The organism is Chryseobacterium sp. ZHDP1, assembly GCF_018603435.1.
Taxonomy (GTDB): domain Bacteria; phylum Bacteroidota; class Bacteroidia; order Flavobacteriales; family Weeksellaceae; genus Chryseobacterium; species Chryseobacterium indicum.
In genome coordinates, this window is the sequence record NZ_CP075682.1 from 4,330,099 (window position 1) to 4,351,366 (window position 21,268).

General features: G+C 39.1%; 15 protein-coding genes. 13 read left to right on the forward strand and 2 right to left on the reverse strand.

Features of this window, described 5'->3' with window-relative positions; translation table 11 throughout:
• Position 1: 1 nt before the first annotated feature.
• The 4 genes from mobC to KKI44_RS20065 all read left to right on the forward strand — a co-directional run bounded on the left by mobC (position 2) and on the right by KKI44_RS20065 (position 6,281).
• Positions 2-2,002: a conjugal transfer protein MobC gene (gene mobC / locus KKI44_RS20050; RefSeq protein ID WP_072938729.1), complete on the forward strand. Its 2,001-nt coding sequence runs from the start codon at positions 2-4 to the stop codon at positions 2,000-2,002.
• Between the two features lie 632 nt (positions 2,003-2,634).
• Complete coding sequence (locus KKI44_RS20055; RefSeq protein ID WP_072938723.1) at positions 2,635-2,994, forward strand: hypothetical protein; 360 nt, start codon at positions 2,635-2,637, stop codon at positions 2,992-2,994.
• 51 nt (positions 2,995-3,045) lie between these two features.
• Positions 3,046-5,271, forward strand: a complete 2,226-nt coding sequence (locus KKI44_RS20060; protein ID WP_072938719.1) for a TonB-dependent receptor domain-containing protein — start codon at positions 3,046-3,048, stop codon at positions 5,269-5,271.
• A gap of 182 nt (positions 5,272-5,453) precedes the next feature.
• Entirely contained in the window at positions 5,454-6,281 is an 828-nt protein-coding gene (locus KKI44_RS20065; RefSeq protein WP_214588864.1) for an RteC domain-containing protein, read from the forward strand.
• A 16-nt stretch (positions 6,282-6,297) separates the two neighbouring features.
• Here KKI44_RS20065 and KKI44_RS20070 read toward each other — a convergent pair whose 3' ends face one another.
• Both KKI44_RS20070 and KKI44_RS20075 read right to left on the reverse strand, forming a co-directional pair.
• Complete coding sequence (locus KKI44_RS20070; RefSeq protein ID WP_214588865.1) at positions 6,298-11,721, reverse strand: N-6 DNA methylase; 5,424 nt, start codon at positions 11,719-11,721, stop codon at positions 6,298-6,300.
• Positions 11,708-12,145 carry a DUF1896 domain-containing protein gene (locus KKI44_RS20075; RefSeq protein ID WP_028298702.1) on the reverse strand — a complete coding sequence of 146 codons (438 nt, stop codon included), beginning with the start codon at positions 12,143-12,145 and terminating at the stop codon, positions 11,708-11,710. Before KKI44_RS20075 ends, KKI44_RS20070 begins: the two co-directional genes overlap by 14 nt.
• A gap of 164 nt (positions 12,146-12,309) precedes the next feature.
• Between KKI44_RS20075 and KKI44_RS20080 the strand changes: the two genes are divergently transcribed.
• The 9 genes from KKI44_RS20080 (at position 12,310) to KKI44_RS20120 (ending at position 21,242) form a co-directional block, all read left to right on the forward strand.
• Entirely contained in the window at positions 12,310-12,873 is a 564-nt protein-coding gene (locus KKI44_RS20080) for a helix-turn-helix domain-containing protein (protein WP_026706441.1), read from the forward strand.
• Between the two features lie 84 nt (positions 12,874-12,957).
• Positions 12,958-15,372, forward strand: coding sequence for a heavy metal translocating P-type ATPase (locus KKI44_RS20085; RefSeq protein ID WP_214588866.1), 2,415 nt, complete (start codon positions 12,958-12,960; stop codon positions 15,370-15,372).
• Positions 15,373-15,473: 101 nt separating this feature from the next.
• Positions 15,474-15,698, forward strand: coding sequence for a heavy-metal-associated domain-containing protein (locus tag KKI44_RS20090; protein ID WP_026706439.1), 225 nt, complete (start codon positions 15,474-15,476; stop codon positions 15,696-15,698).
• Positions 15,699-15,904: 206 nt separating this feature from the next.
• Positions 15,905-16,285 (forward strand): hypothetical protein, encoded by a 381-nt coding sequence (locus KKI44_RS20095; RefSeq protein WP_214588867.1) that lies wholly within the window; start codon positions 15,905-15,907, stop codon positions 16,283-16,285.
• A gap of 93 nt (positions 16,286-16,378) precedes the next feature.
• Positions 16,379-17,263 (forward strand): DUF3347 domain-containing protein, encoded by an 885-nt coding sequence (locus KKI44_RS20100; protein ID WP_026706437.1) that lies wholly within the window; start codon positions 16,379-16,381, stop codon positions 17,261-17,263.
• A gap of 11 nt (positions 17,264-17,274) precedes the next feature.
• A complete protein-coding gene (locus KKI44_RS20105) occupies positions 17,275-17,796 on the forward strand; it encodes a DUF305 domain-containing protein (protein ID WP_026706436.1) in 522 nt (173 codons plus the stop codon).
• A 39-nt stretch (positions 17,797-17,835) separates the two neighbouring features.
• Complete coding sequence (locus KKI44_RS20110) at positions 17,836-18,498, forward strand: DUF3347 domain-containing protein (RefSeq protein WP_026706435.1); 663 nt, start codon at positions 17,836-17,838, stop codon at positions 18,496-18,498.
• Position 18,499: 1 nt separating this feature from the next.
• On the forward strand, positions 18,500-18,949 hold the full coding sequence (locus KKI44_RS20115) for a heme-binding domain-containing protein (RefSeq protein ID WP_026706434.1): 450 nt from the start codon (positions 18,500-18,502) through the stop codon (positions 18,947-18,949).
• Between the two features lie 22 nt (positions 18,950-18,971).
• Complete coding sequence (locus KKI44_RS20120) at positions 18,972-21,242, forward strand: multicopper oxidase family protein (protein WP_026706433.1); 2,271 nt, start codon at positions 18,972-18,974, stop codon at positions 21,240-21,242.
• Positions 21,243-21,268: the final 26 nt, after the last annotated feature.

Here is a 21,268-nt window from a genome sequence, read left to right on the forward strand (position 1 = left end):
AATGCAGGGAGAAGACGATTTAACAGGTTTAGCCAAAATAATGGCTTTTATGAGGGCAGTGAGTATCCTTTTGGTACTGATGCACCTTTATTGGTTCTGCTACGGTTTCTTTATAGAACGTGGCTGGACTTTAGAAATCATCAACAAAGTATTGGGCAATTTTCAGCGAACGGCAGGGCTGTTTTCGCATACCATATATACCAAGCTATTTGCTTTGGTATTGTTGGCATTAAGCTGTTTGGGTTCTAAAGGAGTAAAAAATGAAAAGATAACTTGGTCTAAAATCTATGTGGCTTTAGCGATTGGTACTATCCTGTTTTTTCTGAATTTCCCTTTACTAAAGCTACCGTTATTAACCGCTACAATCCTTTATATCCTTACCACAGGTTTAGGCTATATCGCTTTTATGGTAGCCGGAGTTTGGATGAGCCGATTGCTACGTACCAATTTGATGGATGATGTTTTCAATAATGAGAACGAGAGTTTTCAACAGGAAACAAAGTTGATGGAAAACGAATATTCTGTCAATCTTCCCACAAAGTTTTATTACAAAGGAAAATGGAACAACGGCTGGATAAATATCGTCAATCCTTTTCGAGCCTCGATTGTGTTAGGCACACCGGGTTCCGGCAAGAGCTATGCAATCGTAAACAACTACATCAAGCAACAAATTGAGAAAGGCTTTAGTATGTATATATATGATTTTAAATTTGATGACCTTTCTACCATTGCCTACAATCACTTACTGAAGCATCGGGATAAGTACAAAGTCCAACCCAAATTTTACGTCATCAACTTTGACGACCCACGCAAGAGCCACCGTTGCAATCCACTTAATCCCGATTTTATGACGGATATATCTGATGCTTATGAAGCGGCTTATACCATAATGCTGAACCTCAATCGAAGCTGGATACAGAAGCAAGGGGATTTTTTCGTGGAAAGCCCAATTATCCTATTAGCTGCCATTATTTGGTATCTGAAAATCTATGAGGATGGTAAATATTGTACCTTTCCACACGCTATTGAATTGCTTAACAAAAAGTATTCAGACGTGTTTACTATTTTAACCTCATATTCCGATTTGGAAAATTATTTGTCACCTTTTATGGATGCGTGGCAATCCGGAGCGCAAGACCAATTACAGGGGCAGATTGCATCGGCAAAAATCCCGTTATCAAGAATGATTAGCCCGCAACTCTATTGGGTAATGACTGGGGATGATTTCACACTTGACATCAACAATCCGAAAGAGCCTAAAATTTTATGCGTGGGTAACAATCCCGACCGTCAAAATATCTACTCCGCAGCTTTGGGCTTATACAATTCAAGAATTGTGAAGCTCATCAACAAAAAAGGGCAATTAAAGAGTTCCGTAATCATAGATGAGCTGCCAACCATTTATTTTAGAGGACTGGATAACCTTATTGCAACTGCCAGAAGTAATAAAGTGGCAGTATGTTTAGGATTTCAGGATTTTTCGCAATTAACAAGGGATTACGGCGACAAAGAGAGCAAAGTTATCCAAAATACAGTAGGTAATATTTTCAGTGGGCAGGTTGTAGGAGAAACGGCAAAAAGTCTTTCGGAACGCTTCGGGAAAGTATTACAGAAACGCCAAAGTATGACGATTAACAGGAATGATAAATCTACCTCTATATCCACACAGTTAGACAGCCTTATTCCTGCATCGAAAATTTCAACGCTTACGCAGGGTATGTTTGTAGGTTCAGTTTCGGACAACTTTGATGAACGCATCGAGCAAAAGATTTTCCACGCTGAAATTGTTGTGGACAATGAAAAGGTTGCCGCAGAAACTAAAGTATATCAGAAGATACCGGAAATCCTATCCTTTGTTGATGAACACGGAGAAGATAAAATGAAGCAGGATATTGACAGCAATTACCGTCAGATAAAACAAGACATTGTACAGATTATAGAAACGGAATTGGAGCGTATCAAAAGCGACCCCGATTTACAGCATTTGGTGCAAGAGGGGTAATCGCACCGCTGGTAGAAGTTTTGGTATTAATATTATGTTTATCCAAGATTGCTGTTAAAGAAGAAATAATTTCTAAGTAAATAATACTTAAAAAAAGAAGCAGAACAAGATGGGAAATTTTAATAAATTTCCAGAAGAAGATTTTCGTCAAAAGTTGTATTGTCGAATTTTGTAATACAATTGAAAAAAAAATCAAGAATTAAGTGTATCTTCGCAGAGTAATGAAATTTTTAGCATACATATTAACAACATATATTTTATTCCTTGTGATTAAGCCGGGAATAGTAGCTATTTCATTGCAGACAGACACCGAACAAAGCTGTTGTGGTGGGCAATGTGCCCCAATTCAATCAAACGACCACAATCAGAAGAAAGATAATAGTGAGAAAAACTGTAATCCTTTTCAAGTATGTAATTCTTGTCTTTTACAAGTCGCTTCTATTCCTTTTTATAAAATTCTACCCAAGCACAAAATATCAACAAAACGATATTTCTTCTATAAATCAGTATTTTCTTCTCAATTCGCTTCTGACTTTTGGCAACCGCCTAAAATTGTTTAACAACCCTTTTGAGTTTTGCACCGAGAAATCGGAGCATAAATTTTTATCGTTAAACAATTTAAAATCAGAACAATGAATTTCATAAAATTATTCGTTGTGGCATTATTATTAACTGCCACAACACACGTTGCATTTGCACAAACATCTTGTTGTAAAGGCTCTGATAAAAGTCAGTGTACAACTGATAGCATCAAAACCACTTCGGTCAAAGTTAAGGGCATATCCTGTTCTATGGATTTAAAAATGATTTCAGCCAATGTTGAAAAGCTAAATGGCGTGAGCAGTTGCAAATCAGGAAAACAAGGAACAACCACAACCTTTGAAGTAAAATACAATCCTGCGTTGGTAAATGAAAAAGAAATTTTTACAGCCGTTGAAAGCACAGGAAGTTGCGAAAATCCTGACGAAAGACCATATAAAGTAAAACAGTAAACAAGGCAGGGCAAAGCAAACTTGCTTTGCCCTTTATTAAAAAATCAGACAATGAAAAAATACATCTTCATTGTTGGTTTACTGTTTCCTTTTAGTATTTCGGCACAAACCATTTTAGGAAAAGTAACCAACAACAAAAAAGAGCCGTTAGTAGGTGCTAATGTCTATTGGCTTGGCACAACCACAAGCACATTAACAGGTAACAAAGGACAATTTGAAATATCAATCAAAGACATTTCCGATAAGAAACTGATTGCAAGTTATGTAGGACATTCGTCCGATACAATTGAAATCAGTAACCAAACATTTGTTGAGTTTACGTTAGAGGAAAACCATACTCTTGATGAAATTATAATTTCAAGACAACGTGACGGAGTAATTATTTCGGACATTAAGCCGATTAAAACCGAACAGATTACACAAACGGAACTTGCAAAAGCTGCTTGTTGTGATTTGGCAGGTTGCTTTGAAACACAAACAACCGTACAACCGCAAACAACCAATGTAATAACAAACTCAAAAGAACTTCGCATTTTAGGCTTATCGGGAGTTTACAATCAAATTTTAATTGACGGTTTCCCGATGATACAAGGTTTAGCATACACCTATGGTATAAGCAGTATTCCGGGGACATTGGTTGATAATATTTATGTTTCCAAAGGAGCAAACAGCGTTATTCAAGGGTATGAAAGCATTAGCGGACAAATCAATGTAGAAACAAAAGAACCTGACAAAACAGATAAATTATTGCTCAATCTGTATATGAACAATTTTATGGAAAAGCATTTTAACGCCAACTATGCTTTTAAGCAAGGTAAATGGAGCAACTTAACTGCGTTTCATACGGTGCAACCTGCCAACAAAATTGACAGGGACAACGATAATTTTTTAGACTTACCATTGCTTACCAGATATATGATTTTTAATAAGTGGAAGTATGGTAATGAAAAAGATTGGGGTTGGAACAGCAGAATTGGTTTACGTTTTTTCAATGAACAACGAATTGGGGGACAAACTTCTTTCAATGCAGAAAGCGACAAAGGAAGCACCAATGTTTATGGGCAATCGGTAAATATCAATCAGCCTGAAATGTGGACTAAAACAGGGTATCGTTTTAATGATAAACACAATGTTGTGTTGTTTGCTTCGGCTTTTCATCAACAGCAAAATTCATTTTTCGGAACCGTAAAATACAACGCACAGCAAACCAATTTTTACGGCAACATTCAATATGAATTAAACTATGCCAAACACGATTTGAAAACAGGTATTAGTTATCGTCATTTGAACCTGAATGAAGACATTGCATTTACAGATACATTTTTGCAAAGAACTTATGCAGGCAATTATCAGCGATTAGAAAACATCCCAGGACTTTTTGCCGAAAACACAATGCGGTTTTTTAACGACAAACTCACTTGGATTGCAGGAGTTCGGGGCGACCACCATAACCAATTTGGTTTTCAGTTTACACCAAGAACATTGCTGAAATATGACATAACGCCAAAAACTATTGTTCGTGCAAATATTGGAACAGGTTGGAGAACAGTAAATTTATTCAGCGAAAATATCGGATTGCTTGTAAGTTCAAGGGACATCATTTTTGCCGAGCAATTACAACCCGAAAAAGCAGTAAACTTTGGGTTTAACCTTACACAAAAGTTTGATACGGAAGACAATAATTTATCAGGTTATTTCAGTGCCGATTATTACAGAACCGATTTTCAAAATCAGATTTTCCCCGATTATGACAGCGACCCGACAAAGGCTATTATTCAGAATTTTACAGGGACAAGTGTAAGCAACGGTTTTCAGGCAGAATTGTATTTAAAAATTTACAGGCGGTTTGAGTTTAAAACAGGATATAACTATTTAGACGTTTATCGGGAAATCGGAGAAACAAAACAACTTTTGCCATTCAATCCAAAGCACAAGGTAATTACGACTTTTAGCTACAAGCCATTGACAAACAAATTTCACTTTGATATGAATGTGCATTGGTATGGCAGACAGCGTTTGCCCGACACAAAATCAAACCCAATAGAATTTCAACGACCTGACTTTTCAGAGCCATATACAATTGTAAATGCACAGTTTACTTACAACTTTAAAAAGTTTGAAATGTATGCAGGTTGTGAGAATATTTTTGACTTCCGACAATTACAACCAATTATCAGTTGGCAAGACCCATTCAGTCCATACTTTGACACATCTTCTGTTTGGGGTCCGACACGGGGACGGGAAATTTATGTTGGTATTAGGTTTAGATTAGAGTAATAGAAGAAATCATATTTAAACAACTTCGTCAAATTACTTTGTTTATCTAAAATCATCAAGTAAGATACCTTGTTCATCAAATATTGTACAAACAACTATCATTTGGAATAGTCGTTTGTACAATGTTTGATATTTATTACGGATAGTGCTTTTTCGAAAGCCAAATTAAACAGACCAACCGTATGGATAAATTTTATAATAAAACACTGCTTAGACTGGAAACAACAATAGATGAATTGGAGATAGAAACAGACTACTCTATACAAAGGATAGAAGCCGTTATAGATATCATCCTTAAATGCTTGTCCGAAGTAAAGGAGTATGTTTTAAATAGGGGATTTAAGAATATTGATGAGGAAATCCATTTTTTCAAACATCAGAAGCCTGCCATCGTTTCAAAACTAATTTACTATAATGCCATTTATAAAATCGAAACAAAAAAGCCTTACGGTGCAAAACCTATTAAGAAATACCTTAGTGATGAGTTGAAAAAACTCAAAAGGTATTTCGATAACAACCTTGAATTTTATAAATATTACCGAACCAATAATTCTTTCATTGACGATAAGCTCTTTGTACGAGGCAAGTACGATATTAAGTTAAGTTTAGACACGTATTATTTTGAGGCAGACCGCAACTTTTCCACATCCCACGATTACAAAGTAGCAAAGATTATAGCTAATGACCTGATACAAGTCTATCTTGAAGACCAGCTTCACAACACTACGTATAGAGAGAAATCAACAGACCTACCGAATTTAAATTGGACAGGGAGCAAAACAGCACTCATAGAATTGATTTATGCACTGCATTCGCGAGCTGTGCTTGACAATGGAAATGCAGATATTAAAGTTATTGCCAAAACATTTGAACGTGCTTTTAATGTTGATTTGGGCGACTTTTATCATACATTTATGGAACTTAAATCCCGAAAAATAAACCGAACAAAATTTCTTGACAGCTTACGGGATGCTTTGATTAGGAAAATGGATGAACAGGAAGAAATGTAGCGGATACTTTTACATATTATAATACCCCACGGGGTAAGTGAATACCTTTCGTCCGTACAATACTCTCCAAAATATTTGGAGTTTCTTTTTGTTTTTCGGTTTGTTCCGCAGGTTCCTCTTTGGGTTCAGGCGTTATAGACAACTGTATTTTCCGTTCAACGGCAGACAGTTCCGTTTTGAGTTCACTCAATCGGTTTTCCTTAGACCACGTACCGTTTACCACTTCCAGAAGAACAGGTAAATCCTTTTGTATTTCTGCAATTTTCTTTTGTTCCTGCTCTATATAGCCTGGCAACTTCTCCAGAGCACTAAGGAAGTTCACAGTAGCCAGCTTTTCATCTTTAGCGATGATACCGTTATTATAGGTATATTTGATATTGCCCTCGCCCTGAACCAAAAAGCGGTTTACCCGTATATCCATACCCTCTTTTTCGGATATTTCGGTTTTTACCAACAGCATAAATCCATACAATGCACCGATTTCTTCATACTGACCTCCGGTGCGGGCTTTGTCCGAAAGCTGGTTGAGCTTTGCACCAATTTGTTTAATATCCGCATTGGGTGGCAAGCCGTCCAATTGCACAGGATTTGCGATTGTACCGTCCGAACGTTTTTGAATACGCTCTTGCAGATTATTCCAATCAAGGCTCATACGGTCAAAACGGGATTGGGCTTTATCAAGTTCAGCCGTATAGTCTTCCAATTTGTACTTTGCACTATACTTTGAACGGTTAAACGCCTGTTTTTCGCTTTCCAATCCGGCAACCTGTTTTTCTATTTTAGCTTTATCCAACAGGTCTGTATTTCCCGAAAGAATAGCCACGTATTCCGAGAAGTTCATTCCCGATTTTTCGTCCATACTGCCCTCGTCAATAGTCCGTTTGCCGAGATTGTTGTTTTTTAATTGGTCTATAAATAGCTGTTTATTGTACAGCAGGTTAAACTTGTAGCTATCCAATGATTTTTCTACGGCATAGATAATCACATCTACTTTGTTCTCTGCAAAGAACTTGGCAATTTCATTGCCCTTTCGGACTGCCCGACCATCCCTTTGGGCAAGGTCGCTTGGTCGCCACGGTGTATCCAGATGATGGACGGCAACTGCTCTTTTTTGTGCATTCACACCTGTACCCAACATACTTGTAGAACCGAACAGCACACGGATTTTACCCTCGTTCATTCCTTTGATAAGTTCCTTGCGTTGCTTATCATTTTTAGCCTCCTGTATAAACCGGACTTCGTGTGCAGGTATGCCGTGGTCTTCCACGAGCTTGCGTTTGATTTCGGAGTACACATTCCATTCGCCCGGCTTGTATGTTCCCAAATCGGAGAAAATGAACTGCGTTCCTTTCTGTGCGTTGTATTGGTTGTAATACTTGGCAATGTTTGCCGCACAATGCGAAGCCTTATTATCGGGGTGGTCATCATACGCACCGCTTACCATCCGCATATCCAAAGACATTTTACGGGCGTAGTCCGTTGCGATAAGCATCTTTGCTTTTTCTTCGCTTTGTGATAAAGGTTCTCTTCCTAATAAGGTAGCATTTCCTGTTTTGGCAAACTCCATTAGCTTTTTGATAAAATCTTCCTGGTCTGGAGTAGGCGGTATGTTATACAATACCTCGTTCTTGTTGGGGCGGTCAATGCCTATATCTTTTGCCGTTCGGTAATCCGTGATTTCCGAGTAGAATTGTGCCAGCTCCGGCACTTTGATAAAGTATCGGAAACGTTCTTTTGCTACAATGTTGTTAGCAACAGAAAATTCATAATCGGTCGTTTTCCTTGCATAAATGGCAGCCCACGCATCAAAAGAGTGAATGCCCTGTTTTTCCAATGCTCTTGGTCGCAGGTATTTAAAAAGTAGGTACAGTTCCGTTAGTGAGTTGCTTATGGTCGTTCCCGAAAGGAAAGTTGCTCCCATATCCGCATTGATGCGTTCCTGAATGGTACGGATAGCAAAGAGCAGGTTCAATGCCTTTTGGCTGCCGTCCACATTGCCCAATCCGGCAACCCTTGTATGTCTTGTATTGAACATCAGGTTCTTGAATTGGTGGCTTTCATCAACGAACAAATGGTCAATGCCCATCATCTTAAAGTCCACCACATCATCTTTACGATTTTCAATATCGTGTTGCAGGGTTTTGAGTTTGACTTCGAGGTTTTCTTTTCGCTTGATTACTCCGGCAAGCATCCCTCTGGTAACTTCCTTTCCTTGCGATTGCAGTGCATCGAGGTTACGCTCCACGCTGTCCAATTCGATTTCGAGGATTTCCTTTTGTATATCAGGCGACTGCGGTATCATTCCGAATTGGTCGTGTGTCAGAATAACACAATCCCAATCGTTGTTTTTAATATCGCCGAATATCCGCAGGCGTTTTTGGGGGGTAAAATCTTCTTTGCCCGGAAACAGGATTTTAGCGTGTGGATAGGCAGTGCGGTAGGCTTCGGCAATTTCGTGAACATTGCTTTTCAGCCCGATAATCATCGGTTTGTGTGCCAATCCCAAACGTTTCATTTCCTGTGCTGCGGTACACATCACAAGGGTTTTTCCTGCACCTACTTCGTGGTCGCAGATAGCACCGCCGTTTAGCTTAATCATCCAAACCGTGTCCTTTTGGCTTGAATACAGGTCTTCAATGCCCAACGCCTTACGGTCTAAGCCCGGAAAGTCCTGATGGCTTCCATCATAGTTCGGTCGGACGAAGCAGTTAAAGGTATCGTTGTATTGGTCGGTCAGCCTGCTTTTAAACTCATCGTTTTGGGCGTGGAGCCAATCGGTAAAGGCGGTACGGATTTCATCAATCTTGGTATTCGCCATTTGTATGGCTTCCATATCCCGTACTTTGACCTCTTGGTCGCCAACCGTAATTTTTTTGGTAATATCAGGCGTGGTATTGACAAGGGCGTGTTTGAACAGGGCAATCCCGTCAAACGTCCGGCTTTCAGCTTTGACAGCATATTTCTCCCATATATGCAAATTCTTACGGTCGCACTTTACTGAAAAGTCATCGGAGCTTTCAGAGTAATGAACGAGTACGTCCGTATCAAAAAGATGTGAAGCAAATCGGGCATAAATACCTGTGGGTATCCAGCGTTCGCCCAAATTAAAATCGAGTTCCTCAAATTCGATACGCCTTGGTCGGGCTTCTTCTATGACTGTAAGGCTTGCTTTGGCTTCGGCATCATCGGGATTGCGTTCGAGATACGCTTTGACCTCTTGGGCTTTTTCTACTACGTTACCTGCAATCCAGCGTTCGGATATTTCATATTCCTTTTGCAGAGGATTGTAATAGATACGACCGTGTAAGGCTTCTTTTAAAGCATCGTCCGTCATACCGCTGATTTCGGACATATAGTCCAAATCCACGCTTCCGTATTTGTTCAGCGAAGCCGCTAACGCTTCTTCGGGATTGTCCGTTGCTATTGTTAAGGTGGAGAAACTTACAGGACGGCTGAATATATCCGCTTTGTGTACCACGCCACCAACGACACGTTCCAAATAAGGGATTTCCTTACCGGAGCTATCCGTTTTGATGAGCTTGACATTATCGGCACTGTTGAGATTGCCGTACCTTTTGACAAAGGCATCGTAAAGGCGGTTAAGGGTTTCCCGTTCTTCCTTGTATTCGGTCTGAAACTTTGCCTCTTTATTATAAAGGTCTTGGTAAACATCACGTACAGCAATGTACGCTTCGGCTCTTGCTTTCTGTAAGGTCGGTAACTGCAAAGGGTGGAAAACTGCCGTACCGTCTGATGTATCTACATCTTGCAGATAACCCACCCAACCATTATCCACCACAAGGCAATCGTTACGGTGGAACGATTGCAGTTTATCACTATACGGAGCAGGTTCGGGAATGGTATCGGGAACGGCTGGTTGAGCAGCTTGGCCATTCCCACCCAAACCTGAAAACAGGTCGCCGATAGCTTCCTGTTTTTTGCCGTTGGCTGATGTATTTCCATTAGTGGCTCTATTAGTAATAAGAGGTTTATAAGGTTGCTGCATCGAACTGAACAGGTCGGGCTGGCGACCTATTGTACCTCTTCTTTTTTTCGTGCTTTGTCTTTTGGTTGTTGTCGTTCTTTTGGGCGGAGCAAGAACCATTACAGGCTCGTCTATATTTTGAAACAGGTCAAAAATGCTTAGTTGCTTTAATTCCTGCGGGCTTTCCTGATGGATTACGGGCGTGGGTACAGGTTGCGGTTTTTGCTGAATGATTACAGGCTCAATAACCGGAGGTGTAACCTTTGGTTCAACTGGAATTTGGATAACTGGCTCATCGTCCCGTTCGCCTTTGTATAAATTCAAATTCAGGTGCCTGCCAAAATCTTCGGAAAGCATTTGTTTGAGGTCTTTGGAAATCCCTTCAACGCCGCCTTTATGCGTATAGATTAGGGCAGGTTGCCCGTAAGGGTCGGTATCTAATTTACGGTCGGTATGCACAATTCTTGTGCTGTCCTGAAAGAGTGCATTGCCCGGTGTATTGTATTCTGTTTGGCTGCTTCGGCAAAACAGTTCTTCGGCTTCGGTCAAGTTTTGTTTTGCCGTATTCTTTTGCAGGATAATAAGGTCGCTGCCGACTTCCGTTCCTGCATATTCCGTAAACAAGTTGTTGGGTAAGCGGACAACCGAAACCAAATTATTACCCTGCATCAACGCCCTGCGTATCGGTTCGTTCTTCGGGCTGTTCAGAATGCCCTGTGAAGTAATGTAAGCCAGCAAACCGCCCTCACGGAGCATATCAGCACCTTTCAGGAAAAAGTAATTGTGTATGCTTCGGGATGCCTGTACTTTTGCACTGTCCTTGCTTCGGGAATAGGAAAGGTCGAAAACGGAAGTATCGCCAAATGGAATATTACTGGCGATTACATCAAAGCTGTTTTGTTCCTTTTCGGAGATTTCCTCAAAACCGCTTATGCGGATAGTGCTTTCGGGATACAGCTGTTTTAAAATCTTGCCTGTGAGCAAATCCTTTTCATAAGCAGTAACACTGGCTTTTTGATTTTCTGAAAAGGATTGTATGAAAGACCCGATACCAGCGGAGGGTTCGAGGAATTTATCAATGTTCAGACCGCTTTCACGCAAAGTTGCAGAAATCGCATCTATGACCTGTGGCGGTGTATAAAAAGCCGTCAGAACAGAGCTTTTCATACTATCCACATACCTGCGGTATTGCTTTTCGTCTTCGGAATTTTCTTTGAGTAGCTGGTGGAGCTCCTGCGTAATCGGGAAAAGGTCGTGTTCAGTCTTTCTCCAATTGTTGATGTCTATTTCGTTCGCTATGGGGTTCAATACGAATTTAAGACCGCCAAATCCGCTGTATTGCATCATTAGCAGTCTTTCGCCTACGGTGGCTTGCCGTTTCTCCTTTTCCAGTTTAAAAGCAATTCGCAGGGCATCAATGTTCTGTTGGAGATGTTGCTTTTTACTGAAGCCCATTTTCCTCTATCCATATTGCGATGGTTCCGGTTATTTCGGTATAGAGCAGGTCAAACTCATAACCGTATGCGAAATCATCGGTTAGTTCATAGCCGGAGAAAACAGGCTCGCAAACAGGAAACATTTTAAGGGAGAACGGTCGCAGTTCCTCATCTGCCATTATGGTATCAAACTCATTGCATACCACCTGAAACACGGTATCGAATTTGGAGAAATGCAAGCCCTCAAAAAGTATGTAATTGGCTATTTCGTTGCATTGCTCAATAGCGTTTCCCGAACTAAAAGCCCCCTCGTAGGCATTGGCAGCCCACGAAGAACGTTGCTCAACAAATTTTTGGTCGTTTGCTTTTTCGGGGAAGCTGGTATTTAATAATTCTTGTAATCGTAACCTGAAATACGATAGGTCTTTTTGCTGTGTATCCATACTATAATTTTGTTTAGAATTTTACTTGAAGCCTAAAATTATAGCAGTAGATAAGTGCCTTTGAAGATGTGGCAGGATTTGGCGTTGAGAGGCAGGATTTGGCGTTAAAAGATATAATGCCAAAGATTAATTTGTACCTTTGTTAAGGTCGTAAAAAGGTATATATGAATACACTCTTTATTAAAAATATGGTTTGCAACCGCTGTATTATGGTGGTGCAAAATGAATTGGATAAATTAGGTTTGACTGTAAAAAAAATCAAACTTGGAGAGGTAACATTGGATAAAGAGATTACACCAGAAGAAAAAAATAATTTAGATAAGGTTTTAATTCCATTGGGCTTTGAACTCATTGACGATAAAAAAAGCCGCATCATTGAAAAGATAAAAAATATAATTATTGACCTTGTGCATCATCAGGACAATGACACCAAATCCAATCTTTCAGATGTATTAAGTAGTCAATTGCACCACGATTATAATTACCTATCCAATCTCTTTTCGGAGGTGGAGGGTATTACTATTGAAAAATACTTTATTGCCCAAAAAGTAGAAAAAGTAAAAGAGCTGTTGGTATATGATGAACTGTCTTTGAGTGAAATTGCCTTTCGTCTGAACTATTCGAGTGTAGCCTATTTAAGCAACCAGTTCAAAAAAGTAACAGGACTGACACCGAGCTATTTCAAACAAATAAAAGAAGGTAAAAGAAAGCCGTTGGATAAATTGTAAATCTTACAAATCATTCCCAAAATTTCACAATAGCGTCCATTAATATAATAGCCAATTTTGTATTGTTAATTAAAGCAAGCAATTATGGCAACGAATAATAAAGAAACCATTTATCTTCCTTTGGAAGATGTAGAAAGTGAACATTGTGCATTAATCGTTGAAAAAGGATTAGCACAGGTTAAAGGTATCGCAACCCACAAAGTAGAGCTGAATAACCGCAGGGCAGCTATCACGGTAGATAATAGCGAAGCAATAGGCGAAGCGGTTAAAGCTATCAAAGACTTAGGTTATGGTGTTTCCACCATAAAAAATACATTTCCAGTAATAGGTATGACCTGTGCCTCTTGTGCGAGCAGTGCCGAAAGCATTGTAAAGCATCAGGAGGGCGTTATAAATGCCTCCGTAAACTTTGCTACGGGAAACCTTACCGTTGAATACCTGCCTAATATGACCGATGCTTCAAAATTGCAAAAGGCGGTACAGTCAATTGGGTACGATTTGTTGATTGAGGAAGAAAATAAGCAGCAGGAAACATTAGAAACTATCCACGCTGAAAAGTTCCAAAAGCTAAAGACCAAAACCGTATGGGCTATTACCCTGTCATTGCCTGTTGTAGTGATAGCAATGTTCTTTATGGATATACCTTATGCCAATCAAATTATGTGGGCATTTTCTACACCTGTTGTATTGTGGTTGGGCAGGGATTTTTTTATCAATGCCTGGAAGCAGACAAAACATCGTTCAGCCAATATGGATACATTGGTAGCATTGAGTACAGGTATCGCCTACCTGTTCAGTGTATTCAATATGTTGTTTGCCGACTTTTGGCATCAAAGAGGATTACACGCCCACGTATATTTTGAAGCAGCAGCCGTAATTGTCGCATTTATTCTGTTAGGAAAATTACTGGAAGAAAAAGCCAAAGGCAATACCTCTTCAGCAATAAAAAAACTAATGGGCTTACAACCTAAAACCGTTATTGTGATACAAACGGACGGAACGGAAAAACAGACCGCTATTGAGGATGTAAACGCAGGCGACGTTATCCTTGTAAAGCCGGGCGAGAAAATTGCCGTTGATGGTATGGTTACTTCGGGCAGTTCTTACGTGGATGAAAGTATGTTGAGTGGCGAGCCTGTACCTGTACTGAAAAAAGGAAACGAAAAAGTATTTGCAGGAACTATTAACCAAAAAGGAAGTTTCCAGTTCAAAGCGGTTAAAGTGGGAAAAGAAACAATGCTTGCCCATATCATCAAAATGGTGCAGGACGCACAAGGAAGCAAAGCACCTGTACAAAAATTGGTGGATAAGATTGCGGGTATCTTTGTTCCGGTTGTGATAGGGATTGCCATTCTCGCATTTATCCTATGGTTTGTTTTAGGAGGCGATAACGGGATTGTTCAGGGGCTATTGGCAGCCGTTACGGTATTGGTTATTGCTTGTCCCTGTGCTTTGGGATTGGCTACACCTACGGCTATAATGGTTGGCGTTGGCAAAGGTGCTGAAAAAGGTATTTTGATAAAAGATGCCGAAAGTTTAGAATTAGCCAAAAAAGTTGATGCCATTATTTTAGATAAAACAGGAACAATTACAGAGGGTAGACCAGAGGTAACAGGCGTTCAATGGCTGAATAATGATGATGCGTCCAAAGACATTTTATTAAGCATTGAAAAGCAATCCGAACACCCATTGGCAGAAGCAGTAGTAAAACACTTGGACGGAGCAGCAATCATAACCTTAACACAATTTGACAGTATCACAGGTAAAGGAGCAAAAGCCGACCATAATAACGAAACATATTTTGTAGGCAATAAAAAACTGTTGGCAGAAAATAACATTACTATTGCGGAACAATTACAAAAGCAAGCCAATGAATGGGGCAAACAATCAAAAACTGTTATTTGGTTTGCCGACAGCAAACAGGCACTTTCCGTATTAGCCATATCAGACAAGATTAAAGAAACATCGGTAGAAGCCATCCGCCAAATGCAGGAAATGGGCATTGACCTGTATATGCTGACAGGCGACAACGAAGCTACAGCCAAAGCCATTGCGGAGCAAACAGGCATTAAGCATTACAAAGCAGAAGTATTGCCACAGCACAAAGCAGATTTTGTAAAAGAATTACAAAGTAAAGGTAAAGTAGTGGCAATGGTTGGGGACGGTATTAATGACAGTACCGCTTTGGCAACAGCCGATGTGAGTATAGCAATGGGCAAAGGTTCGGACATTGCAATGGACGTCGCCAAAATGACCATCATTTCATCAGACCTGACTAAAATACCGCAGGCAATAAAATTGTCAAAACAAACCGTAGCCACCATTAAGCAAAATCTGTTTTGGGCATTTATCTATAATTTAATAGGTATTCCCATTGCGGCAGGTATTCTCTATCCGATAAACGGTTTCCTATTAAACCCGATGATTGCAGGTGCAGCAATGGCATTGAGTAGCGTGAGTGTAGTAACTAACAGCTTGCGGTTGAAGTGGAAAAAGTAAAACAGTAAATCTCACAAATCAAATAAGAAATTCCACAATAATACAGAATGGCATCGTACCGAAATTTGTATCAATAAATAACATTCTAAAACAGTAAAAAAATGGAAAATAAAAATCTTCAATTCAAAACAAATATTAATTGTGGTGGTTGCGTAGCATCAGTAAAACCACATTTGGATAATGCTGATGGCATCTGTCATTGGGAAGTGGACACAACAAATAAAGACAAAGTATTGACCGTGAAATCGGAAGGAATGACCGAACAGGAAATTATAGATACGGTTAAGAAAGCAGGCTTTACAATAGAACCACTAATCAAAAAATAATTTTAACCTATAAATACCTGTTTGATTAGATAGTGTATAACAATTACAACAGATAATTAAATAGGTATTTACTCAAGGAGCATAAAAATGACAATAGAAATATGTCATTTAAACATTTTTATCTGAAATTCTATATTTGAAGTTTATGAAATGCAAAAGATAGCAATTAAAAGAAATAATTTCATAATTTTGTAGTGTTGAAAAATTTGAGTAAACATATCAGCTTTGTCATCTTATTGTGTTTGGGCTTTTTCCTAATGCCAAGCATAAGCTATGCTTGTGCAAAAAAAACAGCTAAGACAGAACAAAAAAGTTGCTCAAAAGAAAAATCTGAAAAATCTCACCATAAAGACAGTTGCAAGGACAAGTCTTGTAAAAAATGTAAGGATGGTCACGACTGCGACGGCAATTGTAAACACGGCTCTTGTGGATGTAGTACTTCTTCATCTTCTGTTAGTTTACAAATACCAATAGATTTAAAAGTAACAACCCCTTTTGCCGAAACTAAAAAGCAAAAATTCGTGTTCAAACAAGCCTACTATTCTCTGGGCTACTCTTCCATTTGGCAACCGCCTAAAATAAGCTAAAACGGTGGCTTGATAGCCACAAATATGTCTTGTCGAAAGCTATTTAGTTTTCGCACAATCTTTGTTTATCTTACTAAATTAAAAATTTTCAAAATGAAATCATTATCAAAAATAGTGATGGTAATCGTTGTATTACTATCGTCAGTAAACAGTTTCGCACAAATCAAGAATGCGAAAACAGAAACCGTAAAAGTTTATGGCAATTGCGGTATGTGTAAAGCCACTATCGAAAAAGCAGGAAACGTGAATAAGGTAGCCAGTGTAGAATGGAATAAAGACACTAAAATGGCTACGCTCACTTATGATAGCGATAAGACCAATCAGGACGAAATATTGAAACGTATAGCTTTGGCAGGGTACGACAGCGAAAAATTCTTAGCACCTGATGATGTATATGCAAAATTACCGGGATGTTGCCAGTACAGCAGAGAATTAAAGCCAGCCGCAAAATCCAATGATGCGGGTATGGATATGAAAAACGAACACGCCAACCATAACCACAACGAAATGGCTGCAACAAATACTGCCGATGCCCAAAATGCACCACAACTGAAAGCTGTGTTCGACAATTATTTTTCCGTGAAAGATGCTTTGGTAAAAACTGATGCAGGTACTTCATCTGCAAAAGCTGCCGAATTGGTAAAAGCCATCAAAGCGGTAGAAATGGCAAAACTTTCTACTGAAGAACATACAGCTTGGATGAAAGTAATGAAAGACCTGACGGCAAATGCCGAACAGATTGCTGCTTCCAAAGATGTTGCCAAACAAAGGGAAACTTTCGCTTTGCTTTCTAAGAATATGTATGAATTGGCTAAGGTATCAAAACAGGAAACACCTGTTTATTATCAGCATTGCCCAATGTACAATAACGGGAAAGGTGCAAATTGGTTAAGCAAGGAAGAAGCCGTTAAAAATCCATATTACGGTTCTCAAATGCTAACCTGTGGCAGTGTACAGGAAACAATTAATAATAAATAAAATATTCTGTTATGGAAAATATAGAAAACAAACTCGATATGCACCACCACGGGGCAAATGACGGGCATAACGGCAAACATTCTTCAGCAATGTACAAACGGTTTGCTATAATGGCTGTTGCAATGTTCGCAGCAATGTACTTCCTAATGTATGCTATGATAGACAGATTGGATAATCTTATCCCGAACATCAATAATTTATATATGACCCTGCTGATGGTTTCGGCAATGTTGGTCATTGAATTATGGATAATGAAAGGAATGTATCAAAACAAAAAAATCAACTGGGCAATCATTACATTTTCCCTTGCAATTGGCATTTTCTCTTGGTTTGGCATTAGGGAGCAAATAAATGTGGGCGACAAACAATTTGTAAAAGGAATGATACCGCACCACGCAGCAGCAGTGCTGATGTCTGAAAAAGCAAAGCTAACCGACCCCGAACTGATAGAGTTGCAAAAAAACATACTCGAAACACAGGCAAAGGAAATCGAATTTATGAAGCGAAAGCTGAAAGAATTTGAAAATAAGTAACCCGCAAAAATTTCTTTAACAACATTAAATAGCATTAAAATGAAAAATATATTTTTCTCCATCATCGCACTGGCAACGGTTGCAGCAATTACAGTTTCTTGCAATCAGTCTTCTAACAAAAATAGCGACCAGCAAGCCAATGACAGTACAACAATATCCGGAACTCAAAACTTGCCATCATCAACACAAAATGATACGGATAGTACAATGGCATCAATAGATACCACAGCAAAAAAAATTGAACAACAAGAAGTAAAAGAGGTAGCGCAAAACTTCTCTATTGCACCTATTGTTAAGGATTATTTGGCTTTAAAAAATGCACTTGTATCAGATAACGACAAAGCTGCTGCTAACGCAGGAAAGCAATTATATACTACCTTAAAAAATGTAGATATGAAAGCTATCCCGGCGAATAAACATAAACAATATATGGAGATAGCAGAAGATGCACAGGAAAACGCAGAGCATATTGGCGACAATGCCGGAAAGATAGCACACCAAAGAGAACATTTAGCATCGCTAAGCAAAGACGTTTCCGACCTTATTGCACTGTTCGGAACAACCCAAAAATTATATCAGGACTATTGCCCGATGTACAATGATGGCAAAGGTGCTGTTTGGATTAGCGAAGCTAAAGCAATAAAAAATCCATATTACGGCAGTCAGATGCTTACCTGCGGTTCTGTAAAAAAAGAATTTTAAAATGAAGAAAGTACTAAAGATAATATTGGCAATAGTGCTGTTTATTTTTATTGCAATTCAATTTTACCAGCCTGCCCTTAATGTAGATAAAGGGCAGGTTTACACAACCGATTTTACCCAATTCTATAAAATGCCTGTTCAGATAAAAGCGATGTTTCAAACCTCTTGCTACGATTGCCATAGCAACAATACCAAATACGTTTGGTACGATTACGTACAGCCCGCAAGAGCATTGGTAGAAAACCACATCAAAAACGCAAAAGAAGATTTGAATTTCAATGAATGGGGTACATACTCAAACAGGAAACAAGAAAGATTATTAAACTCAATCAAAGAACAAATAGAAACGAAGCAAATGCCCCTGTCCTCATATACATTGATGCATACTGATGCAAAACTGAATGACGAGCAAATCAAAACATTAACCGACTGGCTAAAAGAACAGGAATGAGTTTCATTAATAAAATATCAAAATGAATATACCCATAAATAGTAAAATGAGGTTGCTGCAAGCGGTATTTATACTGCTGTGTTCGCAATCCGTTTTTGCACAAAAAGTAGTGAGATATGAGCTGTATGTAAAAGATACGCTTGTAAACTACGCAGGAAAAGAAAAAAGGGCTATTGCGGTAAACGGTCAGATACCGATGCCAACGCTCACATTTACAGAGGGCGATACAGCGGAGATTGTAGTGCATAACCAGTTAAAAGAAAGTACATCGCTGCATTGGCACGGCGTGTTTTTACCCAACAAAGAAGATGGTGTGCCCTGGCTTACGCAAAAGCCTATTGAAGCAGGAGCAACATACACCTATCGTTTTCCGATTATCCAACACGGAACGCATTGGTATCATTCCCATTCAGGTTTGCAGGAGCAGATTGGAATGTATGGCAGTTTTGTGATGAAAAAGCGTGATGACGATAAAACCTTTAGAAAAGGAATTGATGATTTACCTACCGTACCCATCATTTTAAGCGAATGGACAAACCTAAATCCCGATAACATTAACCGTATGTTGCACAACGCCAATGATTGGGCAGCGATAAAAAAGAACGCTACACAGTCCTATGCGGAAGCCATCAGAGAGGGAAATTTCAAAACCAAATTGACCAACGAATGGAAACGTATGTTGGCAATGGACGTAAGCGATGTGTATTATGACAAAATATTAATCAACGGAAATCATACTACCGATTTAAAAACAGTTGATGGCAAAACACTAAAAGCAGGAGATAAAGTAAGATTAAGAGTATCAAACGGCGGAGCATCATCCTATTTTTGGTTACGATATGCAGGCGGTAAAATTACAGTAGTAGCCAATGATGGTAATGATGTAGAGCCAGTAGAGGTAGATAGATTAATCATTGCGGTTTCCGAAACTTATGATATTGTGGTAACAATTCCTGACGATGGAGTTGCCTACGAGTTTTTAGCCACAACCGAAGACAGAACACAATCGGCAAGCTATTTTGTAGGCAATGGTATCAAACAGTTAATATCGCCACTCCCAAGATTGAAATATTTTGAGGGGATGAAGATGATGAACGATATGATGAAGATGAATGGAGATTTGGACGATATGGGTATGAAAATGAGCCTGAACCAAATGGATATGAATGTGGTAATGTATCCCGAAATTACTGGAGAGGCTAAACCTAAAGAAGACCATAGCCAACACAATATGAATATGGATAATGAACCCAACCGTTACAATGCAAATGCTTTGGGAGAAATAAAAACGCTGAATTATGCAATGTTACAATCTCCTTACAATACGGAACTCCCTAAAGATGCTCCGGTCAAAGAATTGAAGTTTACCCTTACAGGAAATATGAACCGATATGTATGGAGTATGGATAATAAAATACTTTCTGAAACCGATAAAATACCTGTAAAAAAAGGAGAAATTTTACGCATCACCATTTACAATAATTCGATGATGCGCCACCCGATGCACCTGCACGGTTTTGATTTCAGGGTAATCAACGGTAAAGGCGAAAAATCACCACTTAAAAATGTTTTGGATATAATGCCAATGGAAACAGATACCATCGAATTTTTAGCAAATGAAGAGGGAGATTGGTTTTTCCATTGTCATATACTTTACCATATGATGTCGGGGATGAACAGGGTATTTGCTGTTGACGATTATCAAAATCCGTATTTGCCCAATAAAAAGCAAGCCTACAATAAATTACAGCGAGAAAGCAATATGCCGCACTTTATGGCACAGAATGATTTTGCAACCAATGGTAACGATGGCGAAGCAATGTTTCAAAATGCAAGATGGTCTTTGGGTACAGAATGGCGTTTAGGCTACAACGATATGCACGGCTATGAAGTAGAAACACATTTAGGAAGATACATCGGAAAAATGCAGTGGCTTATGCCCTTTATAGGTTTTGACTGGCGTTACCGTAAAATGGGAATGGACGAACACGAAACCAATTTATTCGGACAAAAGAATGAAAAAGACACACGAAGAGCCTTTAGCTTAGGGTTTATGTACACCTTGCCAATGCTCGTTAATTTTCAGGCAGAAGTTTATCACGATGGAATTGTACGATTGTCGTTGATGCGTGAGGATATTCCGATTTCAAAAAGATTGAGAGCGGGCTTTATGGTCAATACTGATATGGAATATATGGGAGAGCTTAAGTATATTATCAATAAAAACATTGGTATTCGTACTCACTACGATAGCGATATGGGTTTTGGTGTAGGGCTTGCGTTGACTTATTAGACCTTATAAACTAACCCCTCCGAAAT